At 65.2% G+C, this 25,109-nt stretch carries 12 protein-coding genes and 1 tRNA gene; 3 read left to right on the top strand and 10 right to left on the bottom strand.

The annotated features are described in order from the left end of the window. Positions 1-25: 25 nt before the first annotated feature. Entirely contained in the window at positions 26-1,108 is a 1,083-nt protein-coding gene (fni, locus tag FA740_RS05475; RefSeq protein WP_136855776.1) for a type 2 isopentenyl-diphosphate Delta-isomerase, read from the bottom strand. A 464-nt stretch (positions 1,109-1,572) separates the two neighbouring features. On the opposite strand from fni, the gene FA740_RS05470 reads away from it, so the two are divergent. Then, positions 1,573-1,662 (top strand) — tRNA-Ser (locus tag FA740_RS05470). A gap of 219 nt (positions 1,663-1,881) precedes the next feature. Beyond that, the gene (locus FA740_RS05465; protein ID WP_246053474.1) at positions 1,882-3,117 is read left to right on the top strand and encodes a tyrosine-type recombinase/integrase; all 1,236 of its coding nucleotides are present in this window, start codon (positions 1,882-1,884) and stop codon (positions 3,115-3,117) included. A gap of 270 nt (positions 3,118-3,387) precedes the next feature. On the opposite strand, the gene FA740_RS05460 is transcribed toward FA740_RS05465, so the two are convergent. The 4 genes from FA740_RS05460 to FA740_RS05445 form a co-directional block, all read right to left on the bottom strand. Further along, positions 3,388-3,774, bottom strand: a complete 387-nt coding sequence (locus FA740_RS05460) for a hypothetical protein (RefSeq protein ID WP_136855774.1) — start codon at positions 3,772-3,774, stop codon at positions 3,388-3,390. Positions 3,775-3,808: 34 nt separating this feature from the next. Beyond that, positions 3,809-4,549, bottom strand: coding sequence for a peptidoglycan recognition protein family protein (locus tag FA740_RS05455; protein ID WP_136855773.1), 741 nt, complete (start codon positions 4,547-4,549; stop codon positions 3,809-3,811). Between the two features lie 205 nt (positions 4,550-4,754). Continuing rightward, positions 4,755-5,333 carry a hypothetical protein gene (locus FA740_RS05450; protein WP_136855772.1) on the bottom strand — a complete coding sequence of 193 codons (579 nt, stop codon included), beginning with the start codon at positions 5,331-5,333 and terminating at the stop codon, positions 4,755-4,757. Then, complete coding sequence (locus tag FA740_RS05445) at positions 5,326-5,706, bottom strand: hypothetical protein (protein ID WP_136855771.1); 381 nt, start codon at positions 5,704-5,706, stop codon at positions 5,326-5,328. The genes FA740_RS05450 and FA740_RS05445 overlap by 8 nt, the downstream gene beginning before the upstream one ends. 232 nt (positions 5,707-5,938) lie before the next feature. Between FA740_RS05445 and FA740_RS05440 the strand changes: the two genes are divergently transcribed. Beyond that, positions 5,939-6,496, top strand: a complete 558-nt coding sequence (locus FA740_RS05440) for a VPLPA-CTERM sorting domain-containing protein (protein WP_136855770.1) — start codon at positions 5,939-5,941, stop codon at positions 6,494-6,496. Here the strand turns inward: FA740_RS05440 and FA740_RS05435 are convergent. From FA740_RS05435 to FA740_RS05415, 5 genes are all read right to left on the bottom strand, one after another. After that, on the bottom strand, positions 6,489-9,140 hold the full coding sequence (locus FA740_RS05435) for a hypothetical protein (protein ID WP_136855769.1): 2,652 nt from the start codon (positions 9,138-9,140) through the stop codon (positions 6,489-6,491). The two genes, FA740_RS05440 and FA740_RS05435, sit on opposite strands and share 8 nt — an antisense overlap. A 10-nt stretch (positions 9,141-9,150) precedes the next feature. Further along, a complete protein-coding gene (locus tag FA740_RS05430; RefSeq protein WP_136855768.1) occupies positions 9,151-10,764 on the bottom strand; it encodes a hypothetical protein in 1,614 nt (537 codons plus the stop codon). Further along, a complete protein-coding gene (locus FA740_RS05425) occupies positions 10,764-11,432 on the bottom strand; it encodes a hypothetical protein (protein WP_136855767.1) in 669 nt (222 codons plus the stop codon). The genes FA740_RS05430 and FA740_RS05425 overlap by 1 nt, the downstream gene beginning before the upstream one ends. Positions 11,433-11,554: 122 nt before the next feature. After that, the gene (locus FA740_RS05420; protein WP_136855766.1) at positions 11,555-11,794 is read right to left on the bottom strand and encodes a hypothetical protein; all 240 of its coding nucleotides are present in this window, start codon (positions 11,792-11,794) and stop codon (positions 11,555-11,557) included. A 91-nt stretch (positions 11,795-11,885) separates the two neighbouring features. Then, a complete protein-coding gene (locus FA740_RS05415) occupies positions 11,886-25,070 on the bottom strand; it encodes a PLxRFG domain-containing protein (RefSeq protein WP_136855765.1) in 13,185 nt (4,394 codons plus the stop codon). Between the last annotated feature and the right edge of the window lie 39 nt (positions 25,071-25,109).

The raw sequence follows: 25,109 nt of genomic DNA, 5'->3' as shown, positions 1-25,109 counted from the left end.
CCCCTGGTCCGGCATTGGCCGCAGGCTACAGCCCCGCGCCGCCGGTTTCCATCCCCGATGCTTGCGACCATTGGCCGCCCGGACCCGCCTCCAGCAGGGGCGCGCGGCGCAGGGCCGCCAGATCGGCCGAGCCGGTGCAGAACATCGCGATGCGCAGTTGGGCGATGACGTCGGACAGATGCTCGGCCAACGCCTCGGCGCTGTCGCGGGCGGCGGGCAGGGCACGGGCGGCCTGTCCGGCCAGATCGGCGCCCAGCCTGATCGCGCGCGCCGCGTCCAGCCCGTGCCGCACGCCGCCCGACCCGATCAGGATCTGGCCCCCGCCCATCATCGGCGCGATGGCGCGCAGCGCGTCAGTGGTGGGAATGCCCCAGTCGTGGAAGGGGGCCGCCAGCGCACGAAGGCGGTCGGGCCCGCGTTCGGCCTCGACCCGCGCCCAGCTGGTGCCGCCGACGCCCGCGACGTCCAGGATGGCGACGCCCGCCTCCAGCAGCCGCCGGGCCAGGGGCGCGGAGAGGCCCGCGCCGACCTCCTTGACGCCCAGGGGGACGGGCAGGGCGGCCGCCAGCGCCTCGATCCGCGCCAGGAGGCCCGAGAAATCGCGGTCGCCCCCGTCCTGGATCGCCTCCTGCAGCGGGTTCAGATGCAGGATCAGCGCATCGGCCCCGATCATGTCCACCGCCCGCTGCACCTGCGCCAGATCAAAGCCATAGTTCAGCTGGACCGCGCCGATATTGCCCAGGATCGGGATGTCGGGCGCGCGCGCCCGCAGGCTGGCGCCCAAGCCCCCATTGCCGCCCGCCTCGACCGCGATTCGCTGAGAGCCGACCGACAGGGCGATGCGGTGATGCGCGCAGGCCTCGGCGATGTGCAGGTTAATGCGCTCCGCCTCGTCCGGGCCTCCGGTCATGGCCGAGATCAGCAGCGGCGCGCCCAGATCGCGGCCCAGAAAGCGCGTGCCGCAGTCGATGGCCGCCATGTCCAGCTCGGGCAGGGCCTGGTGCAGAAAGCGGACCTGGTCAAAGCCGCTGTTCAGCCGATGCTGCTCGCCCCGCCCCTCGGTCACGATGCGCAGATGATCCGATTTGCGCCGAGAGATGTCCGTCATGCCCTGCCATCCGTTTGTGTGGTCCCACTATCATGCGAAACCGGCCCGCCTTCCACCCCCGGCGCAACGGGACCAACTGTCGCGTCCCAGCCTGCGCGTGGTTCACGTCGTTCCAAAGGCTCACTGGGACGGGGTTTATGGGAAACATGACGACAATGCTTTCATTACTGGCTGCCCGTGCTTTGCGTTGGGACCTGAACGACCCATGTCGGAATGGACGGGGCTGGTACGCGGCGCCGCTCCGGCGTCGCCATATGGCTGCCGGACTTGTGTGTCGTAGTCGGCAAACGAATTGGATTGCGGATTGCGGGAGGGGGAATGGTCCGTCTGGGACCGCCAAGGAAAGGCGCATGGTCCGCCCCGGCCGCTGCGGAATCTGCCCGAGGAGGCGACCTCTGATCACCCTCGAAAGTTGTTCAGAAAACCCCTTGCCCCCTCTTCCTGACATCCATATACGGGGCGGCGGAGACGTGGCCGAGTGGTCGAAGGCACACCCCTGCTAAGGGTGCAGGCCCGAAAGGGTCTCGAGGGTTCGAATCCCTTCGTCTCCGCCAAAATTCCCGATTTGTGAACCAGAAAAGCCCAGCAAATGCTGAACCATCCGAGAAATAGCCCGGATCGCGCCGCCGACACTCTGAATTCTGGTTCACCTTCTGGTTCACATTTTGCGCACGGGCTTGGCCCTTGCCACAGTGCCGCCGCGCTGCCCATATAGCGACATGCGGACGCCCACGATCATCCTGCGAGAGAACACCTGGCATATCCGCAAGCGGGTGCCGGTGCGCTATTCGGCGGTCGAACCGCGGACGATCGTCCATATCAGCCTGCACACCGACAGCCGCGCCCTGGCACAGTCCAAGGCGGGCGATGTCTGGCGAGAAATGCTTGAGGCATGGGAGGCCAAGCTCGTCGGCCAGGACAAGGCCGCCGAGGATCGCATGGCCGCCGCCCGCAACCTGGCTCAGCGCCGGGGCTATCGCTACCTGTCCGCGCCCGATGTCGCCCAGCTGCCCGTCGCGGACCTGCTGACCCGGCTCGAATCGACCGTTGACGGGGCCGGGCGGTTCGATCCCCGCGAAGCTGATGCGGCCCTCGGGCTGGCCTCGCCCCCGGTGTTGACGGTCGAACAAGCACTGGACGCCTTCTATGATGTCGCCATCGAGGATCTGCGCGGCAAGAACGATGACCAGATCAGACGGTGGAAGAACCCCCGGATCAAGGCCACGCGCAATTTCATCGAGGTGGTCGGCAACAAGGCCCTGGCCGAGGTCACGACCGACGACATGTATGCGTTTCGCAAGTGGTGGGTAGATCGGGTAATGGAAGGCGAGACGCGTGCCGACACCGCGAACAAGGACTTTACCCACCTGATCGGCAGCTGGAAACGGGTCTGCCGCGCAAAGGGCATCCAGCTCGGGTTCTCGACCGAAGGCTTGATGCTGCGGACCGACACGGACAAGGACGATGTGCGGCCGCCGTTCTCGCGCAGCTGGATCCGCGACAAGCTGCTGGCGCCAGGGGCGCTGAACGGGCTAAACTTGGACGCGCGCCTGATCCTGCTCGGCATGGTCAACACCGGCTATCGCCCGTCCGAGGGGGCCGGGCTGATGCCTGGCGAAATCCGCCTCTCCGATCCGGTCCCCCACATCCTGATCCAGCGGAACGAGAACCGCACGCTCAAGACCTCGCACAGCAAGCGCGCTATCCCGCTGGTCGGCGTCAGCCTCGATGCGTTCCGGCAGGCTCCGGGCGGGTTCCCCCGCTATGCAAAGAATAGCGCCGGGCTATCGGCCACCGTGAACAAGTTCCTGCGTGAGAATGGCTTGCTGGAGACGCCGGCACACAGCCTCTATTCCCTGCGCCATGCGTTCGAGGACCGGATGCTGACGGCTGGCATAGATGAGCGGGTGCGGCGCGACATGCTGGGTCACAGCCTGAACCGGGAACGCTACGGCTCGGGCGGCGATCTGGCGTTCCTGCGTGATCAGGTGGCCAAGGCCGCGATCTGACATGCCCCCTGACCCAGCCTACTATGAGGTTTCATGTGCCTGCGGGCATCGGGCTTACATAGCCACGTCTCATTGGGTTCATCGAGACGAGTTGATCCGCCGGGCGCGTTGCGGGGCCTGTGGTCTGAAAGCGATCGAGCATGTCACGTTCCTCACATCCTGGCATGAGAACCGGATCGGCACATTGAAGCCAGAGCTGCGGGACGTTCCTGTGCATAAGGTGTGAAAAGGCCGCCCGGAGGCGGCCCTTCGGTCTAATGTCGACCAAGCTTATCGCGGCTTGGGCAGCGCCTTTTCCAGGGCCCGCGACAGCGCATCATGCGAAGCGTCCTCGATCTTCGACAGGATGATGTTCTGCAGGACCGGGCCGGTGGCCTTGGCCTCCAGCTTGCTCATCGCCGTGGGCGAGCTGGCGCGGGCCTGATCCTGAATGAACGCCTCCAGGCGCGTGCCGGTCAGCCCCTTGCGCAGCCCGGCCAGGGCGGCGGTTTTAAGCGCCTGGTGCGCCTTCTGGATGTGTGCATCCGCGATCTGGATTTGCCACTTGCGGGCGGCGAAGCCTGCTGCGGCCAGCAGGGCGGGCGCGAGAACCGCGTCGATCAGCGCGGGCAGGTAGGACAGCAGCAGCGGCCCCATGATGTCGATCAGTCTATCCATGTCAGTCCCTCTTGCGCCTCGGCGCGGTTGAAGATCAGCAGGGCAGCAGGGCCGCCCAGGTAATAGCTCCGACCAGGCCATCCTGCCGGAGCTGCGAACGCCGTTGGAAGGACACGACCGCCGCGAAGGTCGCGGGGCCAAAGCCTCCATCCATGTCCAGATTTGCGCCCCGGCGGTTCAGCAGGGACTGGAGCTCGCGCACGTCGCCCCCCGATGCGCCGCGGCGGAGGACCGGGCGCGGCGAGGGCGCGGCGCACGGCGCCCCTTGGCCCAGGCCCTCGATCGCGGCCAGCACGCGGGCCCGGAACTTGTCACCGATGGCGATGGGATCGCGCGTGGCGGTGCGGTCCATGAAATCGTAGTCGAAATCCCACTTGCCAGCCTGCTTGATGCCAAGCGTCAGCTCGACCTCGCCATGTGAAAGAACCGTCGCCCGGGTTACGGGGATGCCATATTCGACGCACTGGCGCGCGTTCAGCTGCACCAGCGCCTCGACCTGGGCGGGCAGGGGAAAGGTTCGGCAGGCAAAGGGGCTGCGCCAGTCGCCGTTCGCCATGGCGCAAAGCGCGTTGCCGATCGTGCCGGTGTTCAGCGCGCGGGTATGGGCCGCATAGCGCCCCGCGACCAGCGGGCGGCCGGGCGCGTTCGCGGCGATCGGGTGCCGCCCATCGTGAACCGTCCCGTCCAGGGAAATCAGCTTGTGATAGTGGCTCAAATCCAGCGCCGAAGGCTCGTAACCGCCCCCGGTGTGGTGGTTGGCGATGCGGTTCATCATGGATCAGTCCTTTGGTTCACATTTTCAGGCAAGGCGAGGCGGTCGAGATGTTCCCCCTCGCAGTGGGTTGGATCACGAAAGAGGATCTGCATGGCGCCATCGAAGCGCGCCCAGCCTGACCGATGGGCATGTGCGCAAAGCGTTTCTCCTACAGGGCCGCCTATGCAGCGATTTGCAGCGATGGACAGGCGCTTGCGGCGGCTCATCATGACGGCTTCTCCAGCAGGGCGAAGGCGACGGGGCGGGTCTGATCGAACACCGGCTTGCCGCCGCAATCGAACTCCAGCGACAGATAGACCGTCACGCGGCCCGTCTGGACCTGCTGGGGAACATCGAGCATGAGCCGGATCAGGGTATCAGCCGCGCCGACCTGGCGGGCTGGGCGGATCGTCAGCCCGGCATTGGCAATGCCCGTCTCGTCGGTGAAGATCGCTGTCCGGTTCAGGAGCGTGCAGGGCGTGCCCAGCTTGGTACGGCGCAGGACCATGTTCAGGGTGATCTGTTCGCCCAGGTGAACCGGCTCGCGCACGAAGGACTGGCCCGGCACCTCGAAGATCACGCGATCCTCGCCGGTGGCACGCTGGACCTCTGCCGACAGCTCGTCCAGCTTGTTCAGCACCTCGGCCAGTAAATCGGGGCTGTTCCAGATGCGTTCGAGGCGATCCTTCATCGGCGTCACCAGGAGGACGAACACCGCCACCATGAGCATGATGAAGGTTCGGGCGGCCCACTTCTTCGCCTCGTCCAGCAGGAATGCGCCGAACGCTTGGGTTTTCTCACTCATCGCCGCCCCGCTGCTTCTCGGGGATGGCACGGCCCAGCAGCACAAGCACCGGGGCCAGGACGAGGACCAGCGGCAGGCGCCGGGTCCACAGGGATGCGGCGATCAGCGCGCCGGCCAGAACCGCGCCCGCGTCGATCGCGCTGTCTGCCAGTGACGATCCGGCGATAAGCAGCTGGCCGATCTCCCAGGGCAGGTAGATGGCCAGCGCCAGGCCACTTGCTAGCCAAGGGCGGCGTGCCATGGGCCGCAGCAGCGCGGCGGCCAGCAGCACGCCGATCATGGCGTGGCCGAACGCCGCGGCCATGCGCTCATAGTTACCCTGCGGCGTGCCGGGCGACATGAACATCTCGTAGATCAATTGGGGAACGCTCATCAGACGTGCCTCTCCTGTAGCGGGGGAAGGGGCACGTCCTGTGCGTGCTGGTATCATACCAGACGGGCAGGGGGCGGGGCTAGGCCGAATGCATCGGGATCGGGCGCGGGACCGTGTTCGCGCAATCTAAGGTTGCAGCAAGCGGAAACGTTTCACCGAGACTCTTTTGCGCGTTGCGCAGACTATTCACGCACTGGTGAAACCAACGTCGATTCGGCGCGAGAGGTGGAAGATGATTAAGAGTGCGGTTTTGGCTGCGGTGGCAGCGCTAGGTATTGGGTCGGCGGCTGAGGCTGCGACGGGGTTTTGTGACCGTTCGGACTTTTATGACCCGCCGATTTTTGGCCAGAAGGTTAAATACAGCTTTGATTTGTTTTTCAAAGAGGCGGAAACCTATGATGGATCAAGCATCACGTCTTACGGACCATATACAAAAGACGTTTCCGTCCCCATGCGCGCATCAATCACCTATCTGCCCGCTGATTACTGCGCTGATATCACGTTAACCTCACGTGGAGAAAAATGGAATATTACGGATCAGTCGTGGATTTCCGGTTTTTGGGCAATAGGAACGTCTCCCCTAGGTGACGGCTTTGTATTTTCATTTCTGAATGGCGAGCAAAATATTCTCTCCCTAATGCCAAATAATCTAGAGAATGTTAGCTATGTAGATCTGGCTATCGAGAACATACAAATAGCGCCCGTTCCGCTCCCCGCGTCTGCCGCCCTTCTTCCTCTTGGATTCGGCGCTCTCGCGATGATGCGAAAGCGCCGCAGGCGGGTTAGCTGACCGTCAGCCGCAGCACGCCGCCGACCACGGCAACGCCTGCGGGCAGGGTCGCGCCTTGGTTCACGACGGTGACGCCGGGTCCGGTCAGGTCGTAGGTGCCGGGTGCGACGCCTGTGGTATCGACCTCGACAATCGACCCGGCCGCCAGCACAAGGCTGGCCGCGACGGTTGGTTGTGGATCGTCTCCGGTGAGCCGGAACCTCTCCAAAATCGACATGCGGCTTGCGGCCGTGACGGCGGCCGTAACGGTGCTGTCCAGCATGAAGCGGCGGAACCGCAGCGTGCCGCCTGCCGCGATGGTCAGCGTTGCCGTTCCGGTGCCGATCCAGCCGACCGCGCCCTGCCGCCCGCACCGCAGGTCCATGACCTTGCCGCTGGCGATGATATGGTTTGGGCCAAGTGCGACCTCGGGGCTTTGACCGTCCACGATTAGGTTGTGGCCGGTGGCCGCCCCGTTCAAAACGATGCGCCCGCTTTCTGCACGATAGGTCTCCACGTTCTCCTGGCTGGTGATGAAGACCTGCCCGGATATGATCGTCGTGACCTGTCGGCAGTTCGCCAAGGTGCCGACAGTCATCTTGCCCGACGACAGTTCCAGCTTGCCGCCCTCGCTATCATAGCTGACCAGGTTGACGGTGTTCTCGCCGAACCGAACCGCCACGCCCCGCGCTTGCACGGTGTCGACGTGCTGCACGCCCGGAATGTCCTGCGTGGACCAGTTGTCCCGGTCGGCATAGAGGATTCCGGACGTGATCTCCGTCGCGGGCTGGAAAACCGCAGTCGTCGGGTTGATGCGCGCGGGAATGTTTAGGCCCCACGGGGCGCGGAAATAGGCCAGAACGGCTTGCAGTTCCGCCACGCGCTGCGCCGGGGTCAGCGTTCGCATGAACATGCAATATGCCTGGATCTTGTCGATCTCCTCAATGCCAGTCGTGTCCATCCGCGTTGAAATGAAATTCTGCACAGTGACTTGGTTCAGCATGGCAGGATCGCGACCCAGAGCCACAGCATTTTCTTGAGAGGTCCACTCGGTCGCATAGTTGTGGACGAATGAGCGAACCCACCACCCCAGCTCAGTGTCAGGGTGACGCGGATCAAATGAGTTTCTTCCTGCAATCCTGGTCGCTATCTCGACCGGATCATTAGGGTTTCGCGCGTGCATGAAGATGGTGTTGTGCGCAACCCCGCCACGGCTTCCCACTTCAAGCCCCCAATTCCGCGCGGGTGGGCGGTTAGGTCCGCGTCGGCCACCGCATGATGTGGTGACGGTGTGCCGATAAACGGGTGTGTTTCCCTCGCCGGGAATGTTGTATGCCCCGACCCCGAAATTGTTCCCCGCGATGTTGTTGTCCAGAAAGAATACGTCCTCGATCACACCGCCCCCGCGCTGCTGGATGCCCTGCGCCCCCGCGCGCGACGTGAACAGTTCGCGGATAATGACGTTCAGGCTACCATATTGGCCATAAACGTTGTGAACAAGTTCGGTAGGGTAAAGCGGGAAATCAATAGACGGGTCAAGGCGACTAAAACCATCGCTCCACCCGGCTTGGTCGATGAAGCACTTGAGCATCAGCAAAGAAAGCGTGCCCGAGTGATAAACTCCGCAAGCCCCGTCATGCGGGGGCGTTCCACCTGGGCTGTCGCCGCCCCAATACAGACGAGGGGAAAGTTCTTCTTTGAACCATGTGGCATTAATTCCGGCGCACATATAAAGGGTCCGATGACCGCCCTTAAAATTGAAATCCTTGTTGACAATTTTTACATGGCTGAAAATCGAAGAAAACCGTGATGCAACCTTGTAACGCTTAAAATCAACATCTTGGTAGGCAAGCCAAGTGTAAATCTCTTCATTCTGGAAGTTGGCCTCGATACCTTTAAGAACAGGGGTGTCTAGGGCCAAGTCTCCATAAGAGGTAATAAGGATTGGATGCAGCGGACTTTCGCCTGACGCCGACCTGGAAACCCATCCTTGGTTATTTATGAAAACTTGTTCAACATTAGAGTAATCATACCCTCTCTGAAGAATAAGCCAGTTAGAATTGAACAGCCCTCTTGTATCTGAAGCCCAGATATTCAGGACCGTTGCAATATCCAAAGCCTTTTCCGGCGAACGTCCATAAACGGTGCTTGTCCGAATGTAGCTGTCCGAAATTGAGGAAAGAGACAGCCCGGTTTCGTCAGCAATCATCTGCTTGGTGTAGCCGTGCGCGCCCGCCGTTGCGTAGTATTTCCGCCCGTTGCGCCCGATCTCAAATTGCAGCCGCCCGGTGGACGGGTCGATGGGCAGCATCCATCCGCGACCGTTTGAGAAACTGTGCAGCGTGTTTCGGGGCCTGACCTCGATAGAAATGCTACCGCCGTCGGTGGTCGTCGCTGCGATCTGCGTCAGCCCGTTTCCGGGAGGAAGGTCGTTCAGGTCCACATACGTCGATCCTCCTGACGCTGGCGATATATCGCCGTGTGAAACAGACGCCAGATCATAGTCCACGATAGACATGCGCCCGTCGCGCGCGGCGGCGACGGGAACCGAGGTTGCGACCTCCCCCCATTCGGAAACTGAAACCGACCCCGGCACCATACCATCGCCTGCGGTTCCTTCGAACGGGTTGCCTGCCAGAAGCGGGCTGTGAAAATAAAGGGGCATGATGACTTCCTTATCCCGCTGCGCGCAATTTGCGCGTCCAAGTGACGATGTTTGACGAACCAGACGATGCGCTGGTTGCGCTGTATGTCTGCGGCCCTTCGGCTTCCGCAAAGTCGGTGCCGATGAAGAGTTGGACAGCGGCTGCGCCGCTGACCGTGCCGGGGCTGATGTCGGCAATCTGAGTCAGGTTCGCAGAGGGCGTGAAAAGCTCGACGCCCTCGCCCATGCCGCGCCGGGACGCGATGCCGAAAACAACCCGCTCTCCTCCCAGCATCGAAACAGTCCGGGACACAGTGCCGTTGCCGCTAACGTTGTCAGTCACGAAAACGGGTGCATCGCTAACAAGTCCAACCCTGCGCCATACCTGCACGGCAAATACCGGCGCTTCCGGTTGACTGAAGGATATAACCACATTACCGGAAGTGCCTTCGGGGACAGGGGCTGACCACACCGCGCCGAAAACGTCGCCAGACGAAGGATGCTCGACCTTCGCAGACTGCGGGGATAAGGGGGTCGCCGCCACGCCGCCGATGGTCACAGCAGTGATCGCAGTCCCTGCGGTCGTGCCGATCCGTCCGCCCATGTCAATCTCAATGACACGGTTGGGGTCAGGCGCTCCGAGGTTCACCGAAGTCAGTGTGAACGACGAGACAGACGCTCCGCTGGTGCGAGCAATTCGCGCGTCAGTCGGTTCGAACGAGTTGCCGGGTGTGACAACCGGCGTAGGCTCAACGAAATACCCTGCCTCCGGCTGCGCAGACCGCGCCCCATTGGCGTCCGTCACCGTCTCTCGCGGGTAAATTGTCTTACCACCGTCCACAGCCACGCTAAACTCATATGCAGGATAGATGTCGAACGACAGGCCCGTATCGGGCAGCACATCGTTATCTCGGACAAATCGCGGATCGATCGTAATTGTCTCCGACAGGCTGACCCACAGGCCGGGGATCATCACCAGAAAACCCGGATTTTGCGTTGCCTCGACCACCCTTGGCGGGACGAGGCAGACGGGGCCAGCGGCAAGCAGCGCCGTGTTCACGGTGTGGGTTCCGGCATAGGCTTCGGGCTCGGTCAGCGTGAAGCTGATGATGCCGCTTTCTGCGGTCACCCCGTCGATAATCGCGCGCTGGTCAGATGTGACGACCCAGTGCGGCGTGACCTGCGGCAGCGCCTCTACCGTCAGCAGATAGTTGATCGTTGCGGATTGCGGATCGGGCTCGCCATCCGTGACCCGGCTATCGGTCACGCGCACAGACCACCCATAGCCGCCGACCGGGAACTGGTTGCTACCCGTCAGGTTCCCGCCTGCCGTGATGGTCACGCCCAGGGGCAGGGGGGCCGCCTGAACCTGCGAGAAGGTATAGGGCGGCACGCCGCCAGAAACGCGGTGGGCCATGTTGTCGGTGAAGCCGGTTCCGAAAGGCACGACGATCGGGTCAGGCTGGTTGATCGTTGGCGCCGAGACAGCCGGCAGAGTTTCAAGGTCGAAGACCTCGCCAACCGTCCTGATCTCGATCTCAACGCCGGGGCCGAACGCCTCAACGGCAGTCTCAGGCCCACCAGGGAAGAACGACCAGGCACCGCCGTTCTTCAGGCGGGCCATGGTTCCAATTGCGACAGCCATCAGACAGGTTCCTTTACGATGTAGCCGCTCGTGGTCGGCTCGAATGTGAAATCGGGGACCGGCGCCAGGCTCACGACGATGTAGCCAAGGCGGGTCGGGATGATGACGGTCTGCACCGGCTCGGGATCGGGGTCTGGATCAGGCGGCGGCACCAGTGCGGCCTCGATTGTCGCGACAGCGGTGGCCTCGACCACCACATCGCCCGGCCCGGTCAGGCGCACGCGCGCCGTGAGCGTGCCAGCTGCAGGAAGGTCCAGCAGATCGCCCGGCAGAAGGTCAGGCAGCATGTCGACATCGTTCAGATCGAGGAAGAACTCGACCTCGATGGGCTCCGTCCCGCCATACTCGCCCCAGAGGACTCGGATTTGCTCGCCTGCCCGCGCGGTGGCAGGATGGAACCGAGGCTCGGGATCGAAGAAGGGCGGGGTGATGACGGGGCGCGGGGCGATCTGCAGCGCGATGACGCGCACGCGGGTCCGGTTCTCCGCGTCTGTCAGGGTCACGGTCAGGTAAAGGATCGCGGGCGCAGTCAGGTTGGCCGGTGGCGTGATGGTGCCCCCGGATAGCAGCTCGGACACGTCCTCACCGCCCAGGTCCAGCGCATAGGTCAGATTGACCGATGGGTCTGCCGGTTCGCCCAGCAAAACGCCGATGGGTTCGCCTGCCATCGCCAACGCCGCCGTCAGGGCGGGCTGCACGGCAAAGCGCGGGGCCAACGACAGGAAGGTGCCCCTTTTGAAGATGGGGCTGTAGCCCAGCTGCCATCGCCTGTCAGCGAACGCCCAACGCATCAGGCCGTGGCCCGAACCACGGTGACAGGGGTGCCCTGGTCGGATTTAATCTTGAAGGCGTTGTCGGCGCTCAGTGGATAGAGATTGCCCGCCTTGAGCGGGATGCCCTGGGTCGCTCCTGCGGGCGCGCTGTGTGACGTGATGCGCGCATCGCCGTCCACGTAGATGACGGTCGGCTCGTCTGCCACGGGCAGATCGACGTAATCGGGACCAACGAGGATATCGGGGTAATCGGCCATGGACGTGGGGCTCCTGATCGGTGGGGCCTCGTCACGTCCTGTGCGAGCGGATGGGGGCAATCTAACAGATCACCCCCATGTCGCGCCAGCGTCAGTTATAGACCGGCGTGGGCATCTCGCCGCGCAGGCGGTCATTCAGCTTGCTGTTAAGCGTCACGCCGAATTCGTTGCGCTCCTTCGCCCGCGCTCGGCTGCGGATCGACTGCCGGATCGTGTCGCGGGTGATCGGGTATTCGGGGAACTCGCGGTTGAACTCCTGCATGTCGCGCATGACGCGCGCCGGGATCTCGCCCCCATCCTGCATGGCCTTTCCGATCAGCCGGTGGATGCGGGCGCGGCGGCCCGTAATCTCCCGCTCGCGGGCCTTGAGGCGCGCGTTGATCTGATACCGCTCGGCCAGCTCGGCAGGCGTGAACCCCATGGCGGTACGCACCGCATCGAGGGGCCCAACCTCCATCAGCGGATCGCCATAATAGCTGTTCGCTCCATAGGTCATGAACCGGGCGGGCTTGATGACGCCGTTGCTCACGAAATTGGGCACCAGCTTCTCAGCGCCGCGCATCAGGTTGTCGCCGTTCCCTTCCGACCAGGCATCCCCGATCATCGACAGGCCCGACATGAACTGCCCGCCGATACCCACGACAGGCCCCGCAAACTGCTCCAGGTAGTGCGCCCAAACGTCCTGGCCTTCGGTGCCCTCGCGAGGGGGGCGGAACCACAGGTTTGGCATCCCAAGCCGTTCCGTCAGGCTGGTACCTGTGACCGTTCCGGGAACGCCGTGCAGGACCATGCCCATCGCCCAATTCCATGCGGCCGTGCCCAGATCATCGCCCTCCATCAGAAGCGCGTCCTGAATCCAGTCCTCGATGTCGTCGCCATCGCCGCCCGGCATCACCGCGCCCAGCAGGGCCATCAACAGGCCATAGCCCCAGACGCCCTTGATCCCGGCATGGGCCATCATCGACAGGCTGACGCCGACCAGCTGGCCGCGTGCCTCGCGCCGTTCCTCTGCCGTGGCGCCCGCGAACGCTTGGTGCGTGTCGCGGAATAGGCGATACAGCGCGTTCACCGTGAAATTGCGGAAGGTGAAGATGATCTTCTCGAAATCCCCCTGCATCATCCGCGGGCGCGCGGTGTTCTGGTAATCGAAATGCGTGCGCCAGGTCAGGTCGGCGGCATCGTTGATCGAGGCATCATGATCGCGACCATCCGCCCGCGCCAGCCGGTAGGCTGCCAGGAACGTCACCTCACGGTTCAGGCGCTCGGCATGGTGGAACATGAACCCGATGGTCCGCATCACCTTCTCGCGGGTCGGGTTGTAGGCTACGCCCGACTCCGCGACGGCGGCCAGATCATGCGCCTGCGTCTTGTCGATCGTGCCCCGGCGATAGCCTTCCTGGATCGCGGCCCGCTCATCCTCGGTCAGGTTCTTGCTGCGCTCGGTCCAGCCCTTGCCGCGCCCGAAATCAGCGGCGGCCTTGCCCAGGGCTTTTGTGGCTCCCGTCACGCCCGCCTTGGGGAAGGCTGTGCGCAGGATCGGCACGCCGAAGATGGTGGTCTGGCTGATGTTGACCAGCGCAGAGGCAGGCGACATGCCCAGATACCAGACGAAGGCGAGCGACGTGCCCGCCGTCACCAACGGGTTGTTCGTCGGCTTCATGGTGAAATTGTGCCGCTGGCGCATCTCACGCACCACGAACCCGGCCCGCTCGGGATCAGCCTGACGCCCGGCCTGCGCCTCGGCCTCGTTCAGGGCATCATCCATGCGCAGGCCATACCGCAGCCGCGCCAGGTTGTGCGCGCCGTGGAACATCGCCGACGAAAAGGCCCGCACCGCATCCTTGTTGAATCCTGACCGGCCCTTGCGGTGGATCCGGCTCTTGCGCACCGACAGGTCAGGCAGGCTCTCCAGCCAATGCTGCCAGATCGCGTCCATCGTCTCCGGGCTGGCGTCCGATTCCGACAGAATGCCCTCGACCTCGCTCACAAAGCGCGGGTCCACCATGCCTTTCAGGTCGGCATCGCCGCCCAGGACGCCACGGGTGACGGTCCAGCCTTCCGCCGCGCCCTCTTTTTCGGCGCGGGCCACCTCGTCCTCCTGCTGGGCTTTCTTCTCGAACCGGCTGAACGAAATGACAGCGCCATCGGCATCCCGCACGGAGACGAAATAGCTGCCGAAGCGAGCGAGCGGGAAATACGGGCCCTTGAGGCGGTTCGTCTCGAAGGCTGCGCGCAGACTTGCCATCCTGGCCGCGCCGTTGTCCCGCGCCCGCTTCTGGGTGGCGGCCAGGCGACGGTCGGCCTGGTCGACGGCCTCGTCGCGCGCAGCCCCGGTCAGCCCCTCGTCCTTGATGCGCTGCATCTCGTCCTTGTGCTTCTTCTGGGCACGCTTCAGTGCCAGCTCGTTCGCCACCTTCACGTTGTCCAGCACGGCCTGATCGGTCGCGTCGGCCATAGTCGCGTATTCGTCGCGGACCTTGCCATAGAGGGACTGGAAATCGGCCGGCAGCGCGTCGAACTGCCGCTTGAGGCGGTCATAGGTTGCCTCATGGTCCGCGATCTCCTGCGCCACGCGGGCGGCAAAGGCGCGATCCTCGGGGCTGGCAACATCGGCGCGGTCGATGCGCCGCGCGCTGTCCAGGTGCGGGTGCCGCCAGTCGTCGGTCTTGCTCGGGTCGATACCAGCCAGCGTGCTTTCGTGCATCAGGTCCATGAGGCGGGTGTTGGCCTCCTGGTCCTTGCGGCCGATCTTGGTCCACTCGTCCACCGCTGCGGCGGCGCGGGCCTGCCAGTCGTTGCGTTCGGCATCCATCGACTGCTTGAGCCCCAGATAGGTCTGGGCCGCCGACAGGTTCTTGCCCAGCTCCTTGAACAGGGAATAGCCCGGCACCGCGCCCAGCAGGTTGAACTGCTGGTTGCGGCCCATGGCGTCGGTCAGGAAATTGCTGAACACCTCGGGCGAATTGCTCCATGCCTCGCGGCTGAACAGCGCGCGGGCGGCCACCCCGCTCCGTTTCCGGGTCCGGGCGGCACCCTCGCGCAGGGCACTGGTCAGGCCATCCATGTTACGCTGCTCGCGCGCCGCGCCGCGCCCGGTACCGGGCCCATCCGGCCCGCGCCCGCCGACCTCGCCCCCGGCGATCCGCCGCATGATCGTGGCCGCGTCCTGGAACCCCTCGCCGCGCAGCGCGGACGCCACGGCATTGAAGAAGGATCGGATGCGGCCCAGGGCATTTGCCATCGGCCCGGCAGGGGCCTCACGGTTGCCCTGTGCCCAATCGGCATAGAACTCCGCCACCATCTCCTCGGTGCGCCCGGCCTCGGTCAGATCAGGATAGGCCGCCTCGACGCGCTCGCGCACGGCCTTGTCGGCCCGCGCCGCCCGCGCCAGGGCGCTCCATTCCGCCCGGGTGAACAGGCCCGCCTCGCCGCTCCAGGCCTCGGGGTCGCGCAGAGCGTGCAGTATCTCGTGATCGAGCGTGTGCCGCCACTTGCCTGCGCGGGTGCGAAGGATGCGGATGACGCCGCGCTGATAGGTGCCAGCCGCGCGGCCCTCGCCCCCGGCCTCGGCCCGGACACGACCGGCAATCCCGATCTTCTCCAGCTCCGCGCGGGCCGCAGCGTTGATCGCACGCGCAAAAGCAGGGGTCATTTCAGGATCAGCGCCGTTGACAGAGTTGTCCGCGATCTCCATGTTGATTGTGCCGAGGTCGTTCAGACCGCCGCTCCGGGCTTCAGTTACCCGACCAGCCGCGCCTGAATTTCTGACCTCGGCACCGTTCTCCATCGACAGATCATAGTGATAGTGGCCATTACCGTCCTCTCGGATGGTGATGAACAGATTATGCGTCTCTCCGCCGACCGAGACACGCGCCCGGACGGTATGGAACTTCAGACGTTCGTTGCCGCGCTTCCTGTCGCCTTGGCTCGAAACGAGCGTTCCTTGCTCGATCATTGCCGCGAGGGCTGGCACGGCCCGCAGCAGGAAATCACCTTTCCGGCCGCCCAACTTCTTCGAGCCCACGCGGCCAAACTGCACCTTCCAGCCTGTTTGGCCCATCGTGACGGTCGTGCCGACAAGGTTCTCCCGATACCAAGCCTCGGCTTTCATGCCTAGGTCGCGCATATCCGACCAATCCCCCAGCTCGTCGCCCGTGAGGCTCACAACCGGCTCGGCTGTGAAGCGGGACTCCTGCGGGGCATCCACCTGTCCGTCCTGATTGCCTTCGGCCTCGGCCGCCGCCGCATCCGCGACCAGCGCCGCCTGCAGCGTGTCAATCTCGGTTTCCAGGCCATCCAGCTTAGCCTGGTCGGCAAACTCCTTCACGCCCTCCAGCTGGGCGCGCAGCGCGGCGGCCTGGCGCTCGGCCTTGGCCCCCTCGGCCTGATAGAACTCCAGATAGCGTTCCGGCTTCTTCAGGGCGTGTTCCAGCTTGCGGACAAGGCCCACGGGATCGTCGCTGAACTCGGCATCGGCCAGGTCCATGACCGGGCTGTGACGGACGCCCACGCGGGCGCTTTTCATGAGCTCCGACCAGTCAGCCTCGACGGGGAACCCGCCGATGTTGCCGACGACAATCTCGCTCACCGACTTGCCAGCCTCGGCCAGCGCCTCGACGCGCGCCATGATCGCCTCGCCAGCCTCCTTGCGGCTGTCGAACTCGGTGGCGCCGACGCGCATCTTGAACTTGTCGCCCGAAAGATCGGGGATCACCCCCGTGATGGGTTCGACTTTGCGCGCCTCGTCGCGGTTGAACTCGATTCCGCGCATGGCCGACCTGATCTGCGCGCGCAGCTTGGATCGCTGCGTATCCACGGCCCCCGCCCGGCGGCGCAGCTTGTCGCGCTCGGTTTTCAGCTCGGTCAGCTGCAGGATGCGCGGGTCGCTCGTGGTCATGGCCTTGGCCTGCTCGAACGCGCTGGCCTCGCCCAGATCCTCCATGTCCCGCATGGTCGGGTCGCCGCGATAGAAGCCCTCGATGAATGCGGCCTTGCGGCCCATCATCTGCCACATGGTCGCGTCATAGGTGCCTTTGGTCGAATAGTCGTTGATCGCGATCTCGGGGTTCATGTTCCCCTGCCGGATGCCGCGCCCGTTGCGCTGCTCATCGTCGGCGGGGAACCATAGCGGGTCGAGGTTGTGGATTTGCGCCAGGCGGCGCTGCGCGTTGACGCCCGTGAAGATCGACTTGGACCCGATCAGGATTCGGCGCTTGCCCTCGTTCATGTCGTTGAACGCGCGCTGCTTGGCCAGGTGCGATTTCAGGTCGCCCGCCATGATGATGTCGCTCTCGGGCACGCCCATGCGGATCAGTGATGCCTTGATATGGCGATGCACCGAAAAGCTCGGATTGTGCTTCGAGGGGTTCACGCCAAGCGTGGAAAAGATGATCTGCGTGGTGGCGCCGCGCATCACCGGCTTGGCGGTATAGCCGCCTTCCGGCTTCACGCCATGCAGGGGCGCATCGGCCCCGGCCTTCCAGCCCTGATAGACATTCTGGATCATCCGCTCAAGCTTCGAGCCCTCGCCGCTGGCGGTGGGGTCCACAAGCCGCATGTCGATCGCAGCCAGGCGGCCATCGTTCACCACGTTCAGCATGATGTCATCGCCGGGCTTCGGCTTGCCCTTGCGCTGCTGCATGGCCCTCATGCGAGCGGCCAGGTCGCGCTGGAACGCCTTCTGCTCCGGGCTGGACTCGATCACGACCAGGTTGCGCCCGCCGCCGCGCAGCTGCGGGCGGGTGACGTATTTCTCAAGGTCGGCGCTGGTCACGATGTCCATGACCTGCCGCACCATCAACGACAGCTCGGGCGTGTTCACGAACTTGCTGAACCGGCTGACCTCCTTGTAGCCCCCATCCGGGGTCTGCTCCAATTCACTCGCCACCTCGCCAAAGGTTGCCGCCCAGGCATCGAAGGCGCTGATGTTGCGCTCGTCCAACGCCTGCGGCTGCATGAAACGCTGCAGGCTGAACAGCTCGGCCATGGTGTTGGTGATCGGCGTTCCCGAGGCGAACACCAGCCCGCGGCCCGGATTGCGCCGGTCCACCGATCGAGATTTGATGTAGAGGTCCATCGACATGCTGGACCCCTTGGGGTCGATGCCTTTGATGCTGCCGTTGGTCGTGGCGAAGGACAGCTTGCGGAACAGATGGGCCTCGTCCACGAACAGCATGTCGACGCCGATCTCATCGAAGGTGAACACCTCGTCCTTGCCGGTGTCCTGCGTCATGGCGGTCAGGCGCTGTTCGGCCTGCTCCATCATCTGCGCGATCTTCTTGGCGGTGCTGACCTTATCGCCTGCGTCCTTCTTGCCTTCCTTGATGCCCAAGGCCGCAGCGACGGATTTCAGCGCGCCCAGGGTGGCCTGATCCTGGCCGGGCACTCGATCGCGTGGGTTGTCGCTCTGGTCCTGGATCAGCTCGCGCAGGTCGGCAAGCATCCCCTCGACCACAGCGGCCTTGGCGGCGGGGCTGGACGGGATCAGCTCGAACGCGCTGTGCGTGATGATGACGGCATCGTAATCGCCGCTGGCCGCGTCCGCGACGAACTGGCGGCGACGGTCGCCCTGGAAGTTGTTCTCGTCCGCAACCAGGATATTCGCCAGCGGGTATTGCTCCTGGAACTCGGTGGCGAACTGCACAAGCATGTGGTTCGGGACCGAATACCACGGGCGCTGTGCCAGCCCGAGGCGGCGGGCCTCCATGCCTGCGCCGATCATGGCGCTGGTTTTACCGGCGCCGACCGCATGGGCCATGTAGGTGCTGCCCGACTGCAGGATGCGCGCGACAACAGCGGTCTGGTGGGGCCGCCAGGTCCAGCCTGCGTTGATACCCGGCGTGGTCAGGTAGGCACCATCATAGACGGGCGCCACCTCGGCATTAAACGCCTCGTTATAGCGTTCCTCCAGCATCTCGGCCCGGGCCTCGTCGGACCACAGCCAGTCGGCAAAGGCGGTGCGCAGCTCGGCTGCCTTGTCGGCGGCGGCCTGGGTGGCTTCCTCGTCCACAAAGGTCGTGGTGCTGCCATCCGCGTTCTTCACCGTCCGCGACACGCGCATGGGCTTGTTGTTCATGGCGCGGCGCATCATCTCCGCGAACGGCACGTCCTCGGTGCCCCATTCGTTCTTGGCCGGTGCGCTGCTCTTATCGCCATCGACAATCCACTGGCCCAGGGCGCGCTTGAACTCGGCCTTGAGGGTCAGCCCTTTCGACTTGGCGAACTCAGCATAGAGGCCATGATCGAACCAATGCGCGCCCAGGGGTACGACAATGCCGCTGCGCGGGATCGGGTCGGGGATGACCTTCTCCAACTCGGCCACGTTCTCGGCAAAGCGGATGTCGCGTGCGATGGCGGCCTGCGCCTCGGCCAGCTTGCGCCGCACATTGCCCGAAAGGTAGCGGGTCCGCGTCTCCATCTCGCCCGTGGCCGGGTTCTCGAACACCTTGCCCTTCAACTCGGCGCGGACGCGCTCAGGCGTCGATCCCGATGCCTCCGCGATCCGGTCGATGTCGATCCGCCCGGTATCGGCCAGCTGGTGCAGGAGTGCATCCTCGGGGGAATTAATCTTGGGCGCGGTGGCCTTCTTCACCGCGTTCTCGGTGAACACGCGGGTCTTGCGGGCCTGGCCGGTTGCCCGGTCGAACTTCTCGATGGCGCGCAGCCGGAAGGATTCGGGATCGCCCCGGAAGGGGTCCATGTTCGGGAACTTCTCGATCACCTTGTCGGGCACGGCATCGGGGTTGAACGTGCCTTCCCGGTATCCCGGCTCATGGGAGGCCTCGCGCCGCGCGCGGGCGATGGCGGCCATGCTGGCCTCTGCCTCGATCAGCGGCCCGGCATCGAAGCTGCCGGTGTCGAAATCCAGCCCGGCAGACCGCGCGTCCTCGGCCGCACGCTGGCGCAGCCCTTCCAGCTCAACAGCGGACGGGCGGCGATAGCTTTCCTCGACCTTGTTCAGGGGGCCGTTCTTTTCCACGAAGGCGTCATAGAGGCGGTTCAGCTCCGCTCGGGCGGCGGTGGCATCCGTCTCGGCCAGATCGGCGGTATAGACGGCGCGCAGGGCGTTCCTGATGGGCACCAGCTGGGTAATCAGCTCGTAATCCCCCTTGGTCATCCCGCCGCCGCTCTTGCCCTTGCGCTGGACCGGCTTGCCCTCGCGTCCGTCGAACTGCCACAGCTCGCCATCCTTCAGGTAATAGCTGCCGGTTTTCGTCTCGGCGCTGGTGGCATCGCGGGGGCCGTCCATCATCTGCAGGGCAGACGGGGCCGACATGATGCGCTCGGGAAAGCTCTCCAAGGCGGTGCGCAGGTCGCGCGCCAGGTTCGCACCCTCGCGCGGGCGCACGCCGATCCGGGGGGCGCCGACCAGCGTGTCGAATGCACCCTGCTCCCCAAGGATCATCTCGGGGTTCTCCTGGAAATAGCGGTTCACGGCCAGATCGACCGTGCCACCCTTGCCATCCGGGTATGTGACCAGCGTGGATTCGCGCCATGCCGGGTTGGCCTCGGCCTCGCCCTCCAGACGCTTGCGCAGCACGATGATGTCGGTCGTGACCTGCGTGCCGTTCTCCGCAAAGGCGGTGTTGGGCAGGCGGACCGCGCCCACCAAGTCGGCCCGGTCGGCCAGATAGTCGCGGGCCTTGGTGTTGCGCTTGTTCATCGTGCCGGCGCTGGTCACGAACATCAGCAGGCCGCCCGGCCGCACGCTGTCGAGGCTCTTGGCGAAGAAATAGTCGTGGATCATGAACCCCTGCGGATAGGCGGGGTCGGCGGTGATCTTGGTCTGCGAGAAGGGCGGGTTGCCGATCACTAGGTCGTAGAAGTCCCGCGGCATGGGGGTCTGGATGAAATCGCCGTGCTTGATGTGCGACTGCGGGTAAAGCGCCGCGGCGATCTTGGCCGTGACATGATCCAGCTCGATGCCGGAATACTGGCCGAACACGCTCTTGGGCATGGTACCCGCGAAACCGCCCACACCCATACCGGGCTCGAACACCTGGCCGCCGGTGAAGCCAAGGCGCTGCGCCAGCGCCCACATATTCCGCAGGACGGGTTCAGCCGTATAGAAGGCATATTGGCTGGTCTTTTCGATGGTCGCCCGTTCCTCGGGCGTCAGCAGGTGGTCCAGATCGGCGGCGATGTCCTCCATCCTGATCTTGCCCGCGCTGTTGGGCAGGGCAGGGGCGAGGACGCCCGCACCGCCGTATTGGGCGAGCTGCTGACGTTCATTATAGGTGGCAGGCCGCCCCTCGCGCTCCAGATCGCGCACGATCTCGATGGCCTTCACGGCAGCACGGGCGCGGGTCTTGTCGCCGCCTTTTAGGGCAAGGCCGCCCTCGGGGATAACGTGGTTTCGGCCTGGCTCTAGTCGTTGCCCATCGACAGCTCGGCCATCGCTTCGGCCATCACCATCTCGCGCATCATCACGTCGCCCGCCGGATCGTCCTGCGTCGGGTTCGGGTCCAGATTGGCCCGCGTCCGCTCGACCACGGCGCTGACGTGATCCTTCAGCGCGTTCGGGCCGCGTTTCTGGATCTTGCGGGCCTCGGTCGGGGCTTGCTCGACCATCGCCTTCATCAGTGCTGTTTCGATCATCGGGCGCGCCCTCCGGTTGAGTGTCCTGCCCGATGCTATCACCTTCGGGCGATTCTTGCGATGTGGCTGTTTCGACAGGTGCCGTCTCGGGCTCGGCCAGCGCGGCGCGGACTTCGGCCATGACCTGATCGGCGGTGTCGAACGCGCTCACGTCCTCGCCGTTCAGATCGGCATTGTCGCGCACGTCATTGTAGGCCGCGCGCATGTAGCGTTGGGATTCGCGCGCCGTCAGGCCTGTGTCGGCCATGAAATCGCGCAGCATGGCGCCGAACTTGCGGATGCCGCCTTTCACATAGAGGCCGGTCAGCTCGACGGCCATGCCCAGCAATTCGGGATCGAGGCCGCTGTTGGCCTGGTTCCGCAGCCGGTCGGCCAGCTTATTCTTCAGCTCTGCCATGCGCGCCTGGTCGGCGTCGGACAGTGCCGCGGCCACGCCGGTCGGGGGTGGGGCAGCGGCGGGGGCTGTTACACCCGCGTCGTCAGTGCCTGATTGACCGTCCAGCCGCGCCGTAGCCTCTCGCGAAGTGTCGTTGGCTTCAACCCCACCTTCCGCGCCCATACCTTCAGCGGAAGCGACTCGCCGTTGTGGGTCAGCATCCTCCGATATGGACCGGTTGGAAGGCGCTGGTTGCTCAACACCTTCTCCATCGGCATCCCGACTGCCAGCCTGCGATACAGGGTCGATGGAACGATCCCCGCCGCTTTGGCTGTTTCCATCGCCGTTTTGCCCGCCAAGTCTTTGACGAACCCCGGCCTGTTCTCCGCTTGCTGCTGAGGCGTCGCCCATCGAACGTTGCCTGGACGATAGCCCAGTTCCGGCTTGATCCGGTCGATCGAGTGGATTGGGCTCGGCTTCAGCCCGACCTCCGCTAGGAAGGCCGGAAAGTCGTCCACCCATTCCGGGGCTATCGTTATCCCCGCCCCTCCGTATGTCGGATAATCCTTGTGCGTCGGCCGTAGGCATCTGGCTTTCATCCGTTGCCAGGTTCCGTACTCGACCGTTTTCGACATTCGGTGCGTTGTCATTCGAGGCCTCCCGCGTGTCCCTTTTTACACGGGGGGGCTTCTGTTTGTCTACACCAACTGTGAGAACCTCCGGGTTGGATTTGGCTGCGTTTTCAGCAGGCGCGAACGCATCGGCCCGCTCGGCGTTTACGAACACGCCGCCGTCCTTCTTGAACGAATAGGGGTCGATCGCGTCGGCCTCGGCCTTGGTCACGCCTTGCAGCACATAGCCGGTCTTGGCCTTGCCCTTCTTGGTGGTGTGCGTGATCAGCCCGGCCGCGCGGGCTGCGGTCAGTGAACCGCCCAGCTTCCCGGTGTCGCCTGCCACATCCAGACCGCCCACAGCACCGCCGTCAGGCTCGGGTCGGGTTGCTCCCTCTCCGGGTTCTCGATCCATGCCACCAGGCGCTTGCGCTCCTTCCTGGTCAGGAACCCCGCGCGCTGCAGCTCCTTCGCCGCTGTCCGCGCGCACATCATCCACCCCAGCGGGGGCAGGCCCGCCCTCGGGCCCATCTTCTGCGCTTGTGGGTTCCACATTGGCCGGTCCTCCGAGTGCAATGCGCCCCTCCAGGATGGTGCGCAGGTTCCGGCGGCGGGCATCCCAGCCGCGCTGCTTGGCTTGTGCCGTCAGCCCGTCGAGGCGCTTGCGGGCCTGCTCCGGGTTCAGCCGGGCAAATTCTTCCTCGACCGACAGGGCAATGGGGGTGCGCTTCTTGGCGCCGACCGATGCCGCCACCGAGTTGCCGCCCAGATCGCCCCGCGGGGTTTCCTCGCGGTTCTGGTTCACCTCGGCCTGATTGCGGGCCGCGTCGAACGCCTCGGGCGTCAGCTCGACCTCCTGGCCCTGAATCCGCACCAGCGCGCCCTCGGGCGTCTCGCGCAGGAACACCGCATTCTCGTTCGCGCCTTCCGGGCTTCCCAGCAGGACCGTAGCGCCCGGCTTCTGATCGGGGAACCGGGGGGCGGGTTCGGCCACCGGCGCCGGAATCGACGCCGCAAGGCTCTGTGCGATCGCTTCGACTGGCCCGGCAGGCGGGGCAACCGGGGGAACGGGCATGATACCCATTCCGGCATCAGGAACCGCCGCGCCCGCCCCGAGGGAGGAGGAAAGGGTAGGCGCGGCGGTCTGATCCAGGCTGCTGCCGCCAGCCGGGACCAAGGGTGCGGGCGCGTCAGGAGACGGCCCGGCTAAATCGGGGGTCTGCCGAACCGTGATCGGCTCTGGCTCGCCCGGCTGGCGCGGGGCCGGTGCCGGGGGGATAATGGTTCCGCCGTTGGTGGGAGACGGCAGGCCCAAGGGCATCGCCGGGTTGATGTCGGCGGAAGGTGGGCGGCCAAAGATCGTGCCGCCGTTCTCGGGCGCGGGCAGGGCCAGCCGCTCGGGCGGGGCAGGCGGGGTGTCGGGCTGCGGGTCCGGTCGATCCGTTCCGCGCCCCAATGCGCCCGCGCCTGCGCCCATTGCGCCACCGGCCAGCGAGCCCGCGACGAAATCACCGAAGCTGTCCTCCATCAGGTCGACATTGGCCCCGGTGGCCGCCTCGATGCCCAGGCCCCCGGCCACGCCCTCTGCGGTTTCCTGCGCGCCCTCCTCCAGCGCCGACGCCGCGCCCTTCTTGCCAGCGCGCGCCAGCCGCCCGCCGCGCCCAAGCCAGCCGTCAGCGCCCATCAGGATGCGGTTGGTCGCAGCGCCGCCCAGGCCCGCCACCATGCCCTGCCGGAACCCGGCCTCGTTCTCGGCCCGGCGCGTCAGATCGGCCACGGCGCGGTCGTGGCTGGTGCCCGCCTCGCGCAACTTCTGGTATTCCGGCAGTCCCTCGATGACCGGGCGCCCGTTCTCATCCAGGGTCTTGGCCGCGTCCTGGACGAACTGGCGGCCCGTCTCGACGCCCTCGCCGCCGCCCATCAGGCCGCCGACGATCGAACCGGCCAGCGCCGGGCTCTTGGTCAGGACGCCAGCGGCCACCACGGGGGCCATGGAACCCAGACCCTCGGCAGTCAGGCCCGCAAGGCCCAGCATTGACGGATCGTCGCCAAGGGACCAACTGGACGGGTCCGCCAGACTGCCGCCCGGCTGCGTGCCCTCGCGCACACGCTGGTAATCCTCGCTGCGCCCCGCCGCGATGCCTTCGCCCGCGCCGCGCGCCACGTCGCCCGCCGCCCGGCCTGCTCCGCGCAGGGGCGTTGCCTGGGACGGATCATCGCTGAACGCGCCGCGTACGGCCTCGTCGGCCACCACGCCGGCCGCTTCCAGCGCACCACCGCCCGCGCGCAGCATCCCCGATCCGAAATCCCGCGCGATCCCGGCCACGCCTTCCGCGATACCCACGCGCCCATCATTGCCGCTGTCGGCGGCGGCGGGGGCAGGGGGCTCCATCCGGTCTGCCAGATCATAGGCGGTGTCCAGGATAGCCCGCCCGCGCCCCTCGTCGCCCGCAACCTCATAGATGGCATCCTCGATCGGCTTGCCCGCCTCGACCGCCTGCGCGATCCGGGTGGCATGAGCCTCGACCGCCTTCAGATCGCCGCGGCCCTCGTCCAGCGCCACCAGCACATTGACCGGCACGCGCGTCTTGCGCGAAATCGCCTTGATGTCGGTAGATTGGGGGGCGGTCTGCGCACCATAGAGGGCGTCGATCTGCGCAATTGCGCGGGCAGCGGGCGTATTGCCGGACATGGGGCTTCTCCGAGGGTGTGGATCAGCGAGCCCATGTCC

Source organism: Paracoccus hibiscisoli (assembly GCF_005048265.1).
Lineage (GTDB): Bacteria > Pseudomonadota > Alphaproteobacteria > Rhodobacterales > Rhodobacteraceae > Paracoccus > Paracoccus hibiscisoli.
Note: the sequence above shows the minus strand (reverse complement) of the source record. Positions and strands in the feature narration are given on the sequence as shown.

Excerpts from the sequence above, each read along its gene's own strand:
- fni (WP_136855776.1), bottom strand. The coding sequence starts at position 1,108 with ATGACGGACATCTCTCGGCGCAAATCGGATCATCTGCGCATCGTGACC.
- FA740_RS05460 (WP_136855774.1), bottom strand. The coding sequence starts at position 3,774 with ATGGATAGACTGATCGACATCATGGGGCCGCTGCTGCTGTCCTACCTG.
- FA740_RS05455 (WP_136855773.1), bottom strand. The coding sequence starts at position 4,549 with ATGATGAACCGCATCGCCAACCACCACACCGGGGGCGGTTACGAGCCT.
- FA740_RS05450 (WP_136855772.1), bottom strand. The coding sequence starts at position 5,333 with ATGAGTGAGAAAACCCAAGCGTTCGGCGCATTCCTGCTGGACGAGGCG.
- FA740_RS05445 (WP_136855771.1), bottom strand. The coding sequence starts at position 5,706 with ATGAGCGTTCCCCAATTGATCTACGAGATGTTCATGTCGCCCGGCACG.
- FA740_RS05440 (WP_136855770.1), top strand. The coding sequence starts at position 5,939 with ATGATTAAGAGTGCGGTTTTGGCTGCGGTGGCAGCGCTAGGTATTGGG.
- FA740_RS05435 (WP_136855769.1), bottom strand. The coding sequence starts at position 9,140 with ATGCCCCTTTATTTTCACAGCCCGCTTCTGGCAGGCAACCCGTTCGAA.
- FA740_RS05430 (WP_136855768.1), bottom strand. The coding sequence starts at position 10,764 with ATGGCTGTCGCAATTGGAACCATGGCCCGCCTGAAGAACGGCGGTGCC.
- FA740_RS05425 (WP_136855767.1), bottom strand. The coding sequence starts at position 11,432 with ATGGCAGGCGAACCCATCGGCGTTTTGCTGGGCGAACCGGCAGACCCA.
- FA740_RS05420 (WP_136855766.1), bottom strand. The coding sequence starts at position 11,794 with ATGGCCGATTACCCCGATATCCTCGTTGGTCCCGATTACGTCGATCTG.
- FA740_RS05415 (WP_136855765.1), bottom strand. The coding sequence starts at position 25,070 with ATGTCCGGCAATACGCCCGCTGCCCGCGCAATTGCGCAGATCGACGCC.